15 protein-coding genes are annotated in these 14,314 nt (G+C 67.3%); 12 read left to right on the forward strand and 3 right to left on the reverse strand.

Going from position 1 to position 14,314, the window contains the following annotated elements:
- Positions 1–46 precede the first annotated feature (46 nt).
- From uraH to aroC, 4 genes are read left to right on the forward strand one after another with little or no spacing between them, the layout of a single operon-like run.
- Positions 47–406, forward strand: coding sequence for a hydroxyisourate hydrolase (gene uraH, locus GLS40_RS01740; RefSeq protein ID WP_160380874.1), 360 nt, complete (start codon positions 47–49; stop codon positions 404–406).
- Positions 406–645 carry a hypothetical protein gene (locus tag GLS40_RS01745; RefSeq protein WP_160380875.1) on the forward strand — a complete coding sequence of 80 codons (240 nt, stop codon included), beginning with the start codon at positions 406–408 and terminating at the stop codon, positions 643–645. Before uraH ends, GLS40_RS01745 begins: the two co-directional genes overlap by 1 nt.
- Before the next feature lie 4 nt (positions 646–649).
- Positions 650–883, forward strand: coding sequence for a GlsB/YeaQ/YmgE family stress response membrane protein (locus GLS40_RS01750; protein ID WP_160380876.1), 234 nt, complete (start codon positions 650–652; stop codon positions 881–883).
- Between the two features lie 54 nt (positions 884–937).
- On the forward strand, positions 938–2,041 hold the full coding sequence (aroC, locus tag GLS40_RS01755) for a chorismate synthase (RefSeq protein WP_160380877.1): 1,104 nt from the start codon (positions 938–940) through the stop codon (positions 2,039–2,041).
- Between the two features lie 234 nt (positions 2,042–2,275).
- Here the strand turns inward: aroC and ade are convergent, their stop codons facing one another.
- Positions 2,276–3,976 (reverse strand): adenine deaminase, encoded by a 1,701-nt coding sequence (gene ade / locus GLS40_RS01760; protein WP_160380878.1) that lies wholly within the window; start codon positions 3,974–3,976, stop codon positions 2,276–2,278.
- Positions 3,977–4,195: 219 nt separating this feature from the next.
- On the opposite strand from ade, the gene aroQ reads away from it, so the two are divergent.
- From aroQ to GLS40_RS01775, 3 genes are all read left to right on the forward strand, one after another.
- Positions 4,196–4,636: a type II 3-dehydroquinate dehydratase gene (gene aroQ, locus GLS40_RS01765; RefSeq protein WP_160380879.1), complete on the forward strand. Its 441-nt coding sequence runs from the start codon at positions 4,196–4,198 to the stop codon at positions 4,634–4,636.
- A gap of 25 nt (positions 4,637–4,661) precedes the next feature.
- On the forward strand, positions 4,662–6,080 hold the full coding sequence (locus tag GLS40_RS01770) for a hypothetical protein (protein ID WP_160380880.1): 1,419 nt from the start codon (positions 4,662–4,664) through the stop codon (positions 6,078–6,080).
- Between the two features lie 117 nt (positions 6,081–6,197).
- Positions 6,198–6,890, forward strand: coding sequence for a fumarylacetoacetate hydrolase family protein (locus GLS40_RS01775; RefSeq protein ID WP_160380881.1), 693 nt, complete (start codon positions 6,198–6,200; stop codon positions 6,888–6,890).
- Positions 6,891–6,893: 3 nt separating this feature from the next.
- On the opposite strand, the gene GLS40_RS01780 is transcribed toward GLS40_RS01775, so the two are convergent.
- Positions 6,894–7,607, reverse strand: coding sequence for a hypothetical protein (locus GLS40_RS01780; RefSeq protein ID WP_160380882.1), 714 nt, complete (start codon positions 7,605–7,607; stop codon positions 6,894–6,896).
- A gap of 204 nt (positions 7,608–7,811) precedes the next feature.
- On the opposite strand from GLS40_RS01780, the gene rimP reads away from it, so the two are divergent.
- The 5 genes from rimP to infB are packed head-to-tail and all read left to right on the forward strand — an operon-like array spanning position 7,812 to position 13,347.
- On the forward strand, positions 7,812–8,381 hold the full coding sequence (rimP, locus tag GLS40_RS01785; RefSeq protein WP_160380883.1) for a ribosome maturation factor RimP: 570 nt from the start codon (positions 7,812–7,814) through the stop codon (positions 8,379–8,381).
- The gene (locus tag GLS40_RS01790; RefSeq protein WP_160380884.1) at positions 8,374–8,514 is read left to right on the forward strand and encodes a hypothetical protein; all 141 of its coding nucleotides are present in this window, start codon (positions 8,374–8,376) and stop codon (positions 8,512–8,514) included. The genes rimP and GLS40_RS01790 overlap by 8 nt, the downstream gene beginning before the upstream one ends.
- Positions 8,515–8,541: 27 nt before the next feature.
- Positions 8,542–10,164 carry a transcription termination factor NusA gene (gene nusA, locus GLS40_RS01795; protein WP_160380885.1) on the forward strand — a complete coding sequence of 541 codons (1,623 nt, stop codon included), beginning with the start codon at positions 8,542–8,544 and terminating at the stop codon, positions 10,162–10,164.
- A 25-nt stretch (positions 10,165–10,189) separates the two neighbouring features.
- Positions 10,190–10,813 carry an RNA-binding protein gene (locus GLS40_RS01800; protein ID WP_160380886.1) on the forward strand — a complete coding sequence of 208 codons (624 nt, stop codon included), beginning with the start codon at positions 10,190–10,192 and terminating at the stop codon, positions 10,811–10,813.
- A 5-nt stretch (positions 10,814–10,818) separates the two neighbouring features.
- Positions 10,819–13,347 carry a translation initiation factor IF-2 gene (gene infB / locus GLS40_RS01805; RefSeq protein WP_160380887.1) on the forward strand — a complete coding sequence of 843 codons (2,529 nt, stop codon included), beginning with the start codon at positions 10,819–10,821 and terminating at the stop codon, positions 13,345–13,347.
- A 68-nt stretch (positions 13,348–13,415) separates the two neighbouring features.
- Here infB and GLS40_RS01810 read toward each other — a convergent pair whose 3' ends face one another.
- Positions 13,416–14,297: a DMT family transporter gene (locus GLS40_RS01810; protein ID WP_160380888.1), complete on the reverse strand. Its 882-nt coding sequence runs from the start codon at positions 14,295–14,297 to the stop codon at positions 13,416–13,418.
- Positions 14,298–14,314: the final 17 nt, after the last annotated feature.

Consider the following 14,314-nt stretch of genomic DNA (forward strand, 5'->3'; position numbering starts at 1 on the left):
AATGAAGCCCAAGCGGACGCAGGGTTGCAAGCGGATCGGAGCAGGAATGGCCAAAGGCTACCTCACCACCCACGTGCTTGACACGGCAAGCGGCAAACCCGCCGCCGGGCTGGCGGTCGTGCTCTATGCGCTGGAGGGCGGCGCGCGGCGGGAACTGGCGCGGATGACGACCAATGACGACGGCCGCACCGACAGCCCGATCCTGCCCGCCGGGGATTTCGCCACCGGCAGCTACGAGCTGGAATTCCACGCCGGCGCCTATCTCGACGCCGCCGGCGTCCCGCCCGAGTCGCCGCGCTTCCTGGATGTCATCCCGCTGCGGTTCGGCATCTCGGACCCGGAGTCGCATTATCACGTGCCGCTGCTGCTCTCGCCCTTCGGCTATTCGACCTACAGGGGCAGCTGATGATTCTGCATCTCATCGGATCGGTCGTGATCGGCGGCATCGTCGGCTTCCTCTCGGAACGCACCGGATTCACCCGCAACGGCATCCTGCCCTCGATCATCATCTGCGTCGGCGGGGCCTTCCTGTTCTATTTCATCCGCATCATGTTCGGCTTCCGCTTCGGCGCGCCGGGGGTGGATGCGATCATCTCGTCCATCGGCGCGCTGATCATCGTGCCGACCCATTACCGAAAGAAGTAGCGACATGGGCCTGATCCTGTGGATCCTCATCGGGGCGGCGGCGGGCTGGTTCGCGACCCGCATGCTGGAGGTGCGCACGACCCCCCTGCAGACCGTGCTGATCGGCATGGCCGGGGCGCTGGTTGGCGGGCTGATCGTCAAGACGGTGCTGGCGGTGCTGGGCGTGCTGGCCGGGATCATCGGCGCGATCGGCGGCGCGGTGCTGGTGCTCTGGCTCTGGGATCGCTACGCCCGCTGATTGCCAGCCCTGCCCCCATGCGCTAGGGAACCCGCGTTCTCTTGGGGGAAGACCATGTCGCTCAACACCTTCGGCCATCTGTTCCGCGTCACCACCTGGGGCGAAAGCCACGGGCCCGCGCTTGGCGCCACGGTCGACGGCTGCCCCCCGGGCGTTCCGGTGGACGCGGCGCTGCTGCAGCACTGGCTGGACCGGCGCAAACCCGGGCAGAGCAAGTACACCACCCAGCGGCGCGAGGCCGACGAGGTCGAAATCCTCTCGGGCACCTTCGAGGGCCGGACCACGGGCACCCCGGTGCAGCTGACGATCCGCAACACCGACCAGCGGTCCAAGGATTATTCCGAGATCGCCGAGAAATTCCGCCCCGGCCATGCGGATATCACCTACTGGCAGAAATACGGTATCCGCGACTATCGCGGCGGCGGCCGGTCCTCGGCCCGCGAAACGGCGGCGCGGGTGGCGGCCGGCGGGCTGGCGCGCGCGGCGCTCAAGGCGCTGGCGCCGCAGGTGACGATCCGGGGCTACATGGTGCAGATGGGCCCGCACCGGATCGACCGCGACCGGTTCGACATCGACGAGATCGAGCGCAATCCCTTCTGGGTGCCCGATGCCGTGGCCGCCGGAGACTGGGCCGACTACCTCGACGGGCTGCGCAAATCGGGCAATTCGGTGGGCGCGGTGGTCGAGGTCGTGGCCTCGGGCGTGCCCGCGGGGCTGGGCGCGCCGATCTACGGCAAGCTCGACACCGACCTGGCCGCCGCGATGATGTCGATCAACGCGGTCAAGGGCGTCGAGATCGGCGAGGGCATGGGCGCGGCCGAGCTGACGGGCGAGGAGAATGCCGACGAGATCTTCATGGGGAACGACGGCCAGCCGGTCTATTCCTCGAACCACGCGGGCGGGATCCTGGGCGGGATCTCCACCGGGCAGGATCTGGTGGTGCGTTTCGCGGTCAAGCCGACCTCGTCGATCCTGAAGACGCGCCAGACCATTACCAAGTCGGGCGAGGCCGCCGAGATCATCACCAAGGGCCGCCACGATCCCTGCGTCGGCATCCGCGCCGTGCCGGTGGGCGAGGCGATGATGGCCTGCGTGGTGCTGGATCACCTGCTGCTGCATCGCGGGCAGATCGGCGACGCGGGCGGGCGGATCGGCTGAGCTGACCCGGGGATTGCTGGCGCGCGTCCCGGCGCCGGCGGGCAGGCGGCCATTTCCGGCGGGCCGGTTTGCCTGTCTGGGCGGTGCCGGTGTCGGGGCCCCCTGAACCTGCCTCCGCCCTCCCGGAGTCGGGGCGGTTCCACCGCCGCCAGGGGCCACCGCCGGCCGATATTCCGCCGCCGGGCAGCGCAGAAGGCCCCCGGGATCAGCCAGCTTTCGCCGCGCTCCGGCCCCTCAGGTGATGATCTCGAACTTCGTCACGTCGACCATGCCGCGATCGGTGATCTTCAGCGCCGGGATCACCGGCAGGGCGAGGAAGGCGAGCTGCAGGAAAGGTTCCTCCAGCGTCACGCCCAGCGAACGGGCGGCGGCGCGCAGGGCGACCAGGTCGTCATGCACCGCCTCGAAGGGCGACAGGCTCATCAGCCCGGCGACCGGCAGCGGCAGTTCGGCCTGCACGCGGCCATTCTCGACCACGACGAATCCGCCTTCGATCTGGCCGAGGCGGTTGGCGGCCAGGGCCATGTCCTCGTAATCCGCGCCGACCACCGCGATATTGTGGTGGTCGTGACAGACGGTCGAGGCGATGGCCCCCCGCTTCAGCCCGAAGCCCTTGACGAAGCCGGTCGCGATGTTGCCGTTGCGCCCGTGCCGTTCGATCACCGCGATCTTGACCAGGTCGCGGGCGGTGTCAGGGCGCTTGTCGCCGTCCTCGATGGCAATTGTCTCGTGCAGGTGCTCGGTGATGATCTTGCCTTCGAGGATGCCGATCACATCGGTCGCCTCGCGGTTGCCGGTGGTGCGGAAATCCTCGGGCTCCACCGTCGGCGCCCGGACGGAGTTGCGCCCGACCGGCGCGGTGCGGGCGCGGGTGCGGAACGCCTCTTCGCCCACCCGCACGCCGCCGGCAAAGACCATCTCGGCGCGGCAGTCCTCCAGCGTCGGCAGCACGACGATATCGGCCCGCTTGCCCGGCGCGATCATGCCGCGATCCTTGAGCCCGAAGGCCTCGGCGGCGGACAGCGAGGCGGCGCGATAGGCGGCCAGCGGCGAGGTGCCCAGGCGGATCATCTCGCGGATCATGTAATCGAGGTGCCCGTGTTCGCCGATGTCCAGCGGGTTGCGGTCGTCGGTGCACAGGCACAGATAGGGCGAGGTCGCCTCGCTCAGGATCGGTTGCAGGGCGTGCAGGTCCTTGGACACCGACCCCTCGCGGATCAGCACGCGCATGCCCTTGCGCAGTTTCTCCATCGCCTCTTCGGCGGTGGTGGCCTCGTGCTCTGTCCGGATCCCGGCCGAGATATAGGCGTTGAGGTCCCGGCCCAGCAGTTGCGGGCAATGGCCGTCGATATGGCGGCCCCGGAACGCCTCAAGCTTTTCCATGCAGCCGGGATCCTGAAAGATCACGCCGGGATAGTTCATGAACTCGGCCAGCCCGATCACCTTGGGATCGTCGGCCAGGGGCAGCAGGTCCTGCGCCCCGATCTCGGCCCCTGCGGTTTCCATATGGCTGGAGGGCACGCAGGAGGACAGGTTGACCCGGATATCCAGCACCGTCTGACGCGCACAGGCGAGGAAATATTCGATCCCCGGCACGCCGATCACATTGGCGATCTCGTGCGGGTCGCAGATCACCGTGGTCACGCCGCGCGGGGTGACGCAGCGGTCGAATTCATGCGGGGTGACAAGCGAGCTTTCGATATGCAGATGGGTGTCGATGAACCCGGGGACGAGGATCATCCCGGAAACGTCGATCTCCTGCTTGCCGTGGTAGGTGTCGCAGGTGCCGACGATGGTGTCGCCGCAGATCGCCACATCGCCGTCCAGCAGCGCGCCGGTCATCAGGTCCAGCACCTTGCCGCCCTTGAGCACGATATCGGCGGGCGCATCCCCCCTGCCCTGCGCGATGAGATCGGAAAGCGGCGTGGACGACATGGAGACCTCTGGCGATTTGACCCGGATGGCGCCACGAGACCCCAATCCCGGCAGAGTGTCCAGACGCGGCATTGCGGCATGTCCCCGCTCCGTCGGGGCCGGCGCACCGGTCCGATTCAGAGGGACAACCGGCATGCAGGGCCGGGTTGCATTCCCGTGCCTTGCAAACCGGGCCGGAACGCGCGACCACTCGAAGGGCGAGGCGACGAAGGACCCGGCATGACCAAGACGATCCTGTTCCTGAACGGACCCAACCTGAACCTGCTGGGCAAGCGGCAGGTCGAGATCTACGGCGACGTGACGCTGGAGCAGATCGAAAACGACTGCCGCGCCCTGGGCGACAGCCTGGGCCTGGCGGTGGAGTTCCGGCAATCCAATCACGAAGGCGGTCTGGTCGACATGATCCACGAGGCGCGCGGCACGCGCGACGGGATCATCATCAACCCCGGGGCCTATTCGCATACCTCGGTGGCGATCCTCGACGCGCTGAACACCTTCGAGGCGCCGGTGCTGGAGGTTCACATCTCGAACATCCACAAACGCGAGGCATTCCGCCATCACTCCTACGTCTCGCAAAGGGCCGAGGGCGTGATGGCCGGGTTCGGGACCGAGGGCTACCAGCTGGCCCTGCGCCGCATGGCGACCCTGCTGGCGGAATGAGGCGCCCGGGCGCGGCGGCGGCGCGATGACGACACCGGGCACGCCACTTCCGCTCGATGCCAGGATCACCGGGCTGCTGGCCCTGGCGATGATCCTGCTGACCATCCTGTCGCTCTGGCAGGGGCCGGCCTGGGCCGGGCCGGCGGCGGGGCTGCTCCTGGTGCCGATGCTGGCGCTGATGGCGATCCGGGCCAATCCGTGGCGGCTGATCTTTCTGGCGGTGGGCGTGGCACTGATGATCGCCGCGGCGGCGACTCACCCCGACTGGCAGGCCGAGATCCTGGCCGCGCTGGAACGCGGGGCCTTCATCGGCACCTACTTCGCCGCGCTGGCCACGTTGCGGCATGCGGCGGATACCTCTCCCACCATCCGGACCTGCGGGTACTATCTGGCGCATCAGCCACCCGGGCGGCGTTATATCGCGCTGACCGCCGGGGGGCAGGCCTTTGCCCTGCTGCTGAACTATGGCGCGATCCCGCTGCTGTCGAGCCTGGCCATCGCCGGGTCGCGCGACGAGCCGGACCTCGAAGTCCGGAAGGTGCGGCAGCGGCGGATGCTGCTGGCGATCCAGCGCGGATTCGGCTCGATGCTGCCCTGGTCGCCGCTGGCCTTTGCCGTCGCGCTGACCAGCGCCCTGGTGCCGGGCGTCTCCTGGGGCCGGGCGCTGCCCTATGCGTTGGTGTCCAGCGTGCTGCTTGTGGCCATCGGCTGGGCGCTCGACACGCTGTTCAAGCCGCGGCTAAGCCATCCCGCACAGCCGCGCAAACCCGGCGAGGCCGGGAGCTGGACCGCCGTTCTGCCCCTGCTGGGCCTGCTGGTCGGGCTGATGTCGCTGACCATGGTGCTGCACGAGGTGACGGGGCTGAAGGTCACCGCCATCGTACTGCTGGTCGTCCCGGTGATCGCCATCGGCTGGTTCGCCATTCAGGCGCCGCCCGGCGGGCGGATCGAGGGCGCGACCGCGCGGACCCGGCGCTATGTGCTGTTCGATCTGCCCGGCTATCGGGACGAGATGATCCTGCTGCCGATGGCCGGGGTCATCGGGTCGCTCGGCGGCACGCTGCTGGCGCCGGCCATCGCCGCCTCGGGCGTCGACCTGTCGGCGATTCCGGGCTGGCTGATCCTGCTGGCGCTGGTCTGGCTGACCCCGCTGGGCGGGCAGATCGGCATGAACCCGATCCTTGCCGTCACCCTGATGATCCCGCTGATCCCGCCCGCCGCCGCCATCGGCCTACACCCGAACGCGATCTTCATCGCGATCACCGCGGGCTGGGCGCTGTCGGCCTCCAGCTCGCCCTACACCGCGACGACCCTGATGCTGGGCAGCTATGCGGGCGTCTCGGCCCGCCGGGTCGGGCTGGTCTGGAACGGGGCCTATACGCTGATGTCGGGGCTTGTCCTGTCGGGCTGGGTGGTGGCGATGTGGGCCTTCGGGCTGGGCTGACGGCCCGCGGTCCGGCAAGGACTTTACCCCGGCCCGCTTTGGCCGGATAACCGGCCCAGAGACGACGCGCCCGCCCTGGCGGTGCGCCAGGCATCCAGCAACCCCGAAAGGACCGTGATGAGCCTCTTCGCCCTGCCCCCCATCCCCGATGTGCCCGTGAAGGGCGAGACCGAGGGCTATCCCGTGCGCCGCATCTTCTGCGTCGGGCGCAACTATGCCGCCCATGCCGCCGAGATGGGCAACGAGGTCGACCGCGAGGCGCCCTTCTACTTCACCAAATCGCCTGCGCATCTGGTGCTGAGCGGGGCCGAACTGCCCTATCCCCCCGGCACCTCGGATTATCACCACGAGATGGAATTCGTCGTCGCCCTCGGCGCCCCGGTGTTCCGCTGCACGAAGGAAGAGGCACAGGCCGCGATCTACGGCTATGCCTGCGGGCTGGACATGACGCGGCGCGACCTGCAGGGCGCGGCCAAGGACAAGAAGCGCCCCTGGAGCCTGGGCAAGGATGTCGAGGGCGCGGCGGTGATTGCCACGATCACCAAGGCGGCGGAATTCGGCGCGGTGGCCGACCAGCGCATCGCCCTGTCGGTGGACGGCACGGTGAAACAGGACGCCACCCTGACCGAACTGATCCATTCCGTGACCGACGTGATCGCGCATCTGTCGCAGTTCTATCACCTGGGCGCGGGCGATCTGATCTACACCGGCACCCCCGCCGGCGTCGGCGCGGTCTCGGCAGGGGCCCGGCTGGAAGGCACGATCGACGGGCTGGACCCGGTACTGCTGAGCCTGACCGCCCCCGAATAGGCGTTACCGGGCCGGGGCCGCATGGCTGCCGGCCCGCGCCGGGCGGCGCAGCAGCAGCATCTCGGCCCGGCCCTTGACCAGCCACGAGACGCCGAAGGCCCAGACGCCCACGGCCTCGCACCAGAAGACAACCGAATTGTCGAGGACGAAGGCCCGGGCCGACTCGCTCCCCAGGGCCTTGTGATAGGCGGCAATCGAGGCGACGACCCCCATGGCCACGATCAGGAACCCGCAGCCGCGATAGATGCGGCGGCGCACCGGCTTGGCCGTGCGGGCGAATTTGAACAGGCACATGTAGGCCAGCGCATAGAGGAAGACCTGCGCGCTGATGTAATGCCCGATCACCGCCGCCTTGAGCCCCAGGGCGAATTGCGAAAAGGTCACCACCGCCGGCTCGGGCGGCTCGCTGGGACAGAGGGCGATCAGGATCGCGGCGGCCCCGGCCAGGGTGGCGACAAAATCGTCGGACAGCCTCTCGCCCTCGGCGCGGACATGGCCCTTGTAGGACACCAGGAACATGCCGATGGCGACCAGGCTGCCGACAAAGATGTCGCGCTGCATGGAATGGTAGTAATCGCTGAGCGAAGGCATGATGCGGGCATCCGAGATCAGCCCCGGCACCATCAGCAGGAAGGGGAAGAGCACCCCCAGAAAGCCAAGCGCCTGCCGCACGCGGTAATAGGACAAGATCATCTCGTCCCGGGTCCGGTCGTCCATCTCCGGTCTCTCACGCCATTGTGTCTGTGCGGCCAAGTCTAGGCCCGCGCCGATTCCGCGCAAGCCGGGGAATCTGGACTTGCGCAGGGGGGTGATTCTCTCTATATGCACGCCAACAGCGGCGTGTTGAGGCTCCTGCCAAAACGCTCCACCGGATGCTTCAACGGGCCGCGCGCCCGTTTTTTTGCGTCCGAAGGACACCCCATGAACGACATGATCGCCAAAGCCGCCATCGACCGGCGCCTGGCCGAGATCGTCACCCCCGTGATCGAGGATCTGGGGTTCGAGCTGGTGCGCATCCGCCTGATGGGCGGACAGACCAAGACGCTGCAGATCATGGCCGAGAAACCCGAGGGCGGGATCGAGGTCGACGACTGCGCCGCCATCTCGAACGCGGTTTCCGCCACGCTGGATGTCGAGGATCCGATCCTCGACGCCTATACGCTGGAAGTGTCGAGCCCCGGCATCGACCGCCCGCTGACCCGTCTCAAGGATTTCGAGACCTTCGAGGGTTACGAAGCCAAGATCGAGACCGCCGAGCTGATCGACGGCCGCAAGCGCTTCAAGGGCATGCTGGCGGGGGTCGAGGATGACGAGGTGCTGATCAACATCGAGGAAGGCACCGTCGGACTGAAGTTCGAATGGCTGGCCGACGCCAAGCTGGTGCTGACCGACGAGCTGATCAAGGAAATGCTGAAGGCCCGCAAGGATGCGGGCGTGCTGAACGAGAGTGCCTTTGACGAGATCGAGGCCGAGGAAGAGACAGATGAATGAGCTGAAACCCGTGCAGGCGCCGATGGCGGCGGATCTGATGCGGATGATCGAATCGCAGGCCGTGGCCGCAGCACGCTGGGTCGTGCCGGCCTGCCTGCTGGCGGGACTTGTGATCGGCGCGGTCGGAAACTGACGCGTTTATTGGGAAAGGCTGACTGACATGGCAATCACCTCTGCAAACCAGCTTGAGCTGCTGCAAACCGCCGAGGCCGTCGCACGGGAAAAGATGATCGACCCGGCGCTGGTCGTGGAGGCGATGGAAGAGTCGCTCGCCCGTGCCGCCAAGAGCCGCTACGGCAGCGAGATGGACATCCGCGTGGCCATCGACCGCAAGACCGGCCGCGCGACCTTTACCCGGGTGCGCACGGTGGTCGAGGACGACCTGCTGGAGAACTACCAGGCAGAGCTGACCGTCGCGCAGGCCAAGCAGTACATGGCAGACCCCAAGGTGGGCGACACCTTCGTCGAAGAGGTCCCCCCGGTCGAGATGGGCCGCATCGCCGCCCAGTCCGCCAAGCAGGTGATCCTGCAGAAGGTCCGCGAAGCCGAACGTGACCGCCAGTACGAGGAATTCAAGGACCGCGCCGGCACCATCATCAACGGTGTCGTCAAGCGCGAGGAATACGGCAACGTCATCGTCGACGTGGGCCGGGGCGAGGCGATCCTGCGCCGCAACGAAAAGATCGGCCGCGAGGCCTATCGCCCCAACGACCGGATTCGCTGCTACATCAAGGACGTGCGCCGCGAGCAGCGCGGGCCGCAGATCTTCCTGTCGCGCACCGATCCGCAGTTCATGGCCGAGCTGTTCAAGATGGAAGTGCCCGAGATCTACGACGGCATCATCGAGATCAAGGCCGTCGCCCGCGATCCCGGGTCGCGCGCCAAGATCGCCGTGATTTCCTATGACAACTCCATCGACCCGGTTGGCGCCTGCGTGGGTATGCGCGGGTCGCGCGTGCAGGCCGTGGTGAACGAGCTGCAGGGCGAAAAGATCGACATCATTCCGTGGAACGAGGATCAGCCGACCTTCCTGGTGAACGCGCTGCAGCCGGCCGAGGTCACCAAGGTGGTCCTGGACGAGGATGCCGAGCGGATCGAGGTCGTCGTGCCCGACGAGCAGCTTTCGCTCGCCATCGGCCGCCGCGGCCAGAACGTGCGCCTGGCCTCGCAGCTGACCGGTCTCGACATCGACATCATGACCGAAGCCGAGGAATCCGAACGCCGCCAGAAGGAGTTCGAGGAGCGGACCAAGCTCTTCATGGACACGCTGGACCTGGACGAGTTCTTTGCCCAGCTTCTGGTTTCGGAAGGTTTCACCAACCTGGAAGAAGTCGCCTATGTCGAGCAGGACGAACTGCTGGTCATCGACGGCGTCGACGAAAGCACCGCCCAGGAGCTGCAGATGCGGGCCCGGGAATTCCTGGAAGCCCAGGCCAAGGCCGCGCTGGAACACGCCCGTGAACTGGGAGTCGAGGACAGCCTGGTTGAATTCGAGGGCCTGACACCCCAGATGATCGAGGCACTGGCCGAGGACGGCGTGAAATCGCTGGAAGATTTCGCGACCTGCGCCGACTGGGAACTGGCCGGCGGCTGGACCACCGTCGACGGCGAGCGGGTCAAGGACGAAGGCCTGCTGGAGAAATTCGACATGTCGCTGGACGAGGCTCAGCACCTCGTGATGACCGCCCGGGTCATGCTGGGCTGGGTCGATCCGACCGAACTGGAAGCCGAAGAAGACGGTGACGAGGACGGCGATGCAGTCGAGGAGGAGGCCGAGGCCTGAGGCCCCGGCCCCGGAGGACGGACGCATGACCCGCGGTGGCGCCTCCAAGGACCGCTCGGACGGAGCCGAGCGCAAATGTATCGTGACCGGCGAAAGTCAGCCCAAGGGCGGCCTCGTCCGGTTCGTGGTTTCGCCTGACGGGCTGCTGGTTCCGGATGTTCTGGAAAAGCTGCCCGGCCGCGGCATCTGGGTCAGCGCGACTCGCTCCGCGCTGGATCAGGCGGTAAAGAAGAAGACCTTTGCCCGCGCCGCGCGGCAGCCGATCACCCTGCCGGAGGGGCTGACCGATATCGTCGAGTCCGCCGTTCTGCGCCACGTGGTCGAGCTGATCGCCCTGGCGCGCAAGTCGGGCGATGCCGTTTCGGGCTTCGAGAAGGTCAAGGACTGGCTGTCCAAGGACATCGCCGATGTCCTGATCCAGGCCTCTGATGGCTCGGGCCGGGGCAAGTCGAAGCTCTCTACCCCATATGGGGGAAGCTTCATCGGCTGGCTGACGGCGGACGAAATCGGCTTGGCCTTCGGACGTGAAACTGCGATACACGCGGCTCTCGCGTCTGGTGGTTTGGCAAAACGTGTTGTAGAGGAGGCGGCAAGGCTGAAAGGCCTGCGCGCCGAGACGGCGGGGATTCCCGCCCGAGAGGATAAATGAACTACATGAGCGACCAAGACGGCAAAAAGACTTTGGGTGTACGTGGAGGGGGTTCCCGGCCGGGGAACGTGAAGCAGAGCTTCAGCCACGGACGTACCAAGAATGTCGTGGTGGAGACCAAGCGCAAGCGCGTTGTCGCGCCCAAGCCCGGTGCGGGTTCGGCAGGCGGCAAGGGGTCCGGCTCGGGTGTGAACCTCGGTGATCCGTCGAAACGCCCCGCAGGCATTTCCGACGCCGAGATGGAGCGCCGCCTGAAGGCATTGCAGGCCGCGAAGGCCCGCGAGGTCGAAGAGACCGCCCAGCGTGAGCGCGAGGAACGCGAGCGCGAGGAAGAGCGCCAGCGTCGCCGCGAGGAAGCGGAACAGAAGGAACGCGAGGAGCGCGAGCGCGAAGAAGCCCTCAAGGCCAAGGCCGAAGAGGAAGAGCGCCAGAAGCGCGAAGCCGAGGAAGCCGCCAAGCGCGCGGCCGCCGCAGCTGCCGCGCCCGCTGCCGAACAGGTCGAAGACCGTGGCCCGCGTGGCGGTGCCGCACCCTCGGCGCCCCGTGGCGGCAAGCCCGGTGGCGGCGCACCCGACCGCAACGACCGTGACGACCGCGCCGGCCGCGGCAAGGGCCGTGGCGACGATGGCGGCCGCCGTGCCGGCAAGCTGACCCTGAACCAGGCGCTTTCGGGCGGCGAAGGCGGGCGTCAGAAATCCCTGGCCGCGATGAAGCGGAAACAGGAACGCGCCCGGCAGAAGGCCATGGGCGGCCCCGTCCAGCGCGAAAAGGTCGTGCGCGACGTGCAGGTCCCCGAGGCGATCACCGTGGGCGAGCTGGCCAACCGTATGGCCGAGCGTGTCGCCGACGTCGTCAAGGCGCTGATGCAGAACGGCATGATGGTCACGCAGAACCAGACCATCGACGCCGATACCGCGGAACTGATCGTCGAGGATTTCGGCCACCACGTCGTGCGTGTTTCGGATGCCGATGTCGAACAGGTGATCGAATCCGCCGACGACAAGCCCGAGGATCTGGTCAACCGTCCGCCGGTGATCACCGTCATGGGCCATGTCGACCACGGCAAGACCTCGCTGCTGGATGCGATCCGCAACGCCAAGGTCGTGTCGGGCGAGGCCGGGGGCATCACCCAGCATATCGGCGCCTATCAGGTGCAGACCGAGGGCGGCCAGCTGCTGACCTTCCTCGACACTCCGGGCCACGCCGCCTTTACCTCGATGCGCTCGCGTGGCGCCCAGGTGACGGACATCGTGGTGCTGGTGGTCGCGGCGGATGACGCCGTGATGCCGCAGACGGTCGAGGCGATCAACCACGCCAAGGCCGCCAAGGTGCCGATGATCGTGGCGATCAACAAGATCGACAAGCCCGAAGCGAACCCGACCAAGGTGCGCACCGACCTGCTGCAACACGAAGTGGTTGTCGAACAGATGTCGGGCGACGTGCAGGATGTCGAAGTGTCGGCCCATACCGGCGACGGCCTGGACGACCTGCTGGAAGCCATCGCGCTGCAGGCCGAACTGCTGGAGCTGAAAGCCAACCCCGATCGCGCCGCGCAGGGTGCGGTGATCGAGGCGCAGCTGGACGTGGGCCGTGGCCCGGTCGCCACCGTTCTGATCCAGAACGGCACGCTGCATCAGGGCGACATCTTCGTCGTCGGCGAACAGTACGGCAAGGTCCGCGCGCTGGTGAACGACAAGGGCGACCGCGTCAAGGAAGCCGGTCCCTCGGTTCCGGTCGAGGTGCTTGGCCTCAACGGCACGCCCGAGGCGGGCGACGTCCTGAACGTCGTCTCGACCGAGGCGCAGGCCCGCGAGATCGCCGAATACCGTGCCCAGGCCGCCAAGGACAAGCGCGCCGCAGCCGGTGCCGCGACGACCCTGGAACAGCTGATGCAGCGCGCCAAGGAAGACGAGAACGTCACCGAGATGCCGATCGTCGTGAAGGCGGATGTGCAGGGCTCGGCCGAGGCAATCGTCCAGGCGATGGAAAAGATCGGCAACGACGAGGTGCGCGTGCGCGTGCTGCACTCGGGTGTCGGCGCCATCACCGAAAGCGACATCGGCCTGGCCGAGGCGTCGGGCGCGCCGGTCTTCGGCTTCAACGTCCGGGCCAATGCCCCGGCCCGCAACAGCGCCAATCAGAAGGGCGTGGAAATCCGCTATTACAGCGTGATCTACGATCTGGTGGACGACGTGAAGGCGGCGGCCTCGGGCCTGCTGTCTGCCGAAATCCGCGAGACCTTCATCGGCTATGCCCAGATCAAGGAGGTCTTCAAGGTCTCCAACGTCGGCAAGGTCGCAGGCTGCCTGGTCACCGAAGGCGTCGCACGCCGCTCGGCCGGTGTGCGCCTGCTGCGCGACGACGTGGTGATCCACGAGGGCACCCTGAAGACGCTCAAGCGCTTCAAGGACGAAGTCGCCGAAGTGCAGTCGGGCCAGGAATGCGGCATGGCGTTCGAGAATTACGAAGACATCCGCCCCGGCGATGTCATCGAGATCTTCGAGCGCGAGGAAGTCACCCGCACACTCGCCTGACCTCCGTCACCGTCACCAACGTTCAGGGACCCGGCCTCCGCGCCGGGTCCTTTTCGTTTGCGCAGGTGTCAGGCCGTGAGGACCAGCACCACCCCGATGACCGATATCGCGATCCCGGCAAAGGCAGCCCGCGACAGCGTCCGGTCGCCGTGGATCGCGCGGTTCAGCACCACGATCATCAAGGGATAGGTCGCCACGACGGGCGCCACGGTGGTCACCGGCCCCATCGTCAGCGCGGTGTAGAGGAACAGCAGCGCCAGCCCGTTGCTGATGCCGATGACGCAGAACCACAGCATCCCGCGCGTGCGGGGCACCGGGGCGCGCACCATCGTGCGGCGCACCAGCAGCAGCATCGAGGCCGAGACGACATAGCTGACGGTCGATGCGGCAAAGGCATTGGGCCAGTCCGCCAGCCCCAGCTTGACCACGGGCTGTGCCAGCCCCCGGAACAGCGCCGCCGCCAGCGGCAACAGCAGGATCCAGAGCGCCCCGCCCGGGTGGCTGCGCACCCGGTCCAGCGCCATGATCACCAGCCCGGCGCAGACCGCCAGCACGCCGATCAACTGCGACGGATGCGGGATATCGCCCAGCAACAGGACCGCAAAGCCCACGGCAAACAGCGGTGTCAGGTTGCCCAGGGCGCCCGCCAGGTTCGCGCCAAGCCGCAGGTTCCCGGCGAAGTTCAGCAGCGTCACCATCGCCGGATAGATCACCCCGGCCAGGGCAAAGAGCAGGATCGCCCCGCCATCGGCATTGCCGAGGTCGAGGGTGAAGGGCGCCAGCAGCAGGAAGAAGACGGCCGAAGACGGCACGCTGATCGAGGCCCCCACCAGCGGCGGCGCGGCGCGCAGACCGAAAGGGGTCAGTACGATGCCCAGGGCAAAGAAGAACGCAGCGATGAGCGCCACGATAAGCAGGGAAAGCGCCATCTCGTCCCATCGGCCAGGCATTCAGGTCCGGCGATATT

This window comes from Pseudooceanicola pacificus, from assembly GCF_009789075.1.
GTDB lineage: Bacteria > Pseudomonadota > Alphaproteobacteria > Rhodobacterales > Rhodobacteraceae > Pseudooceanicola > Pseudooceanicola pacificus.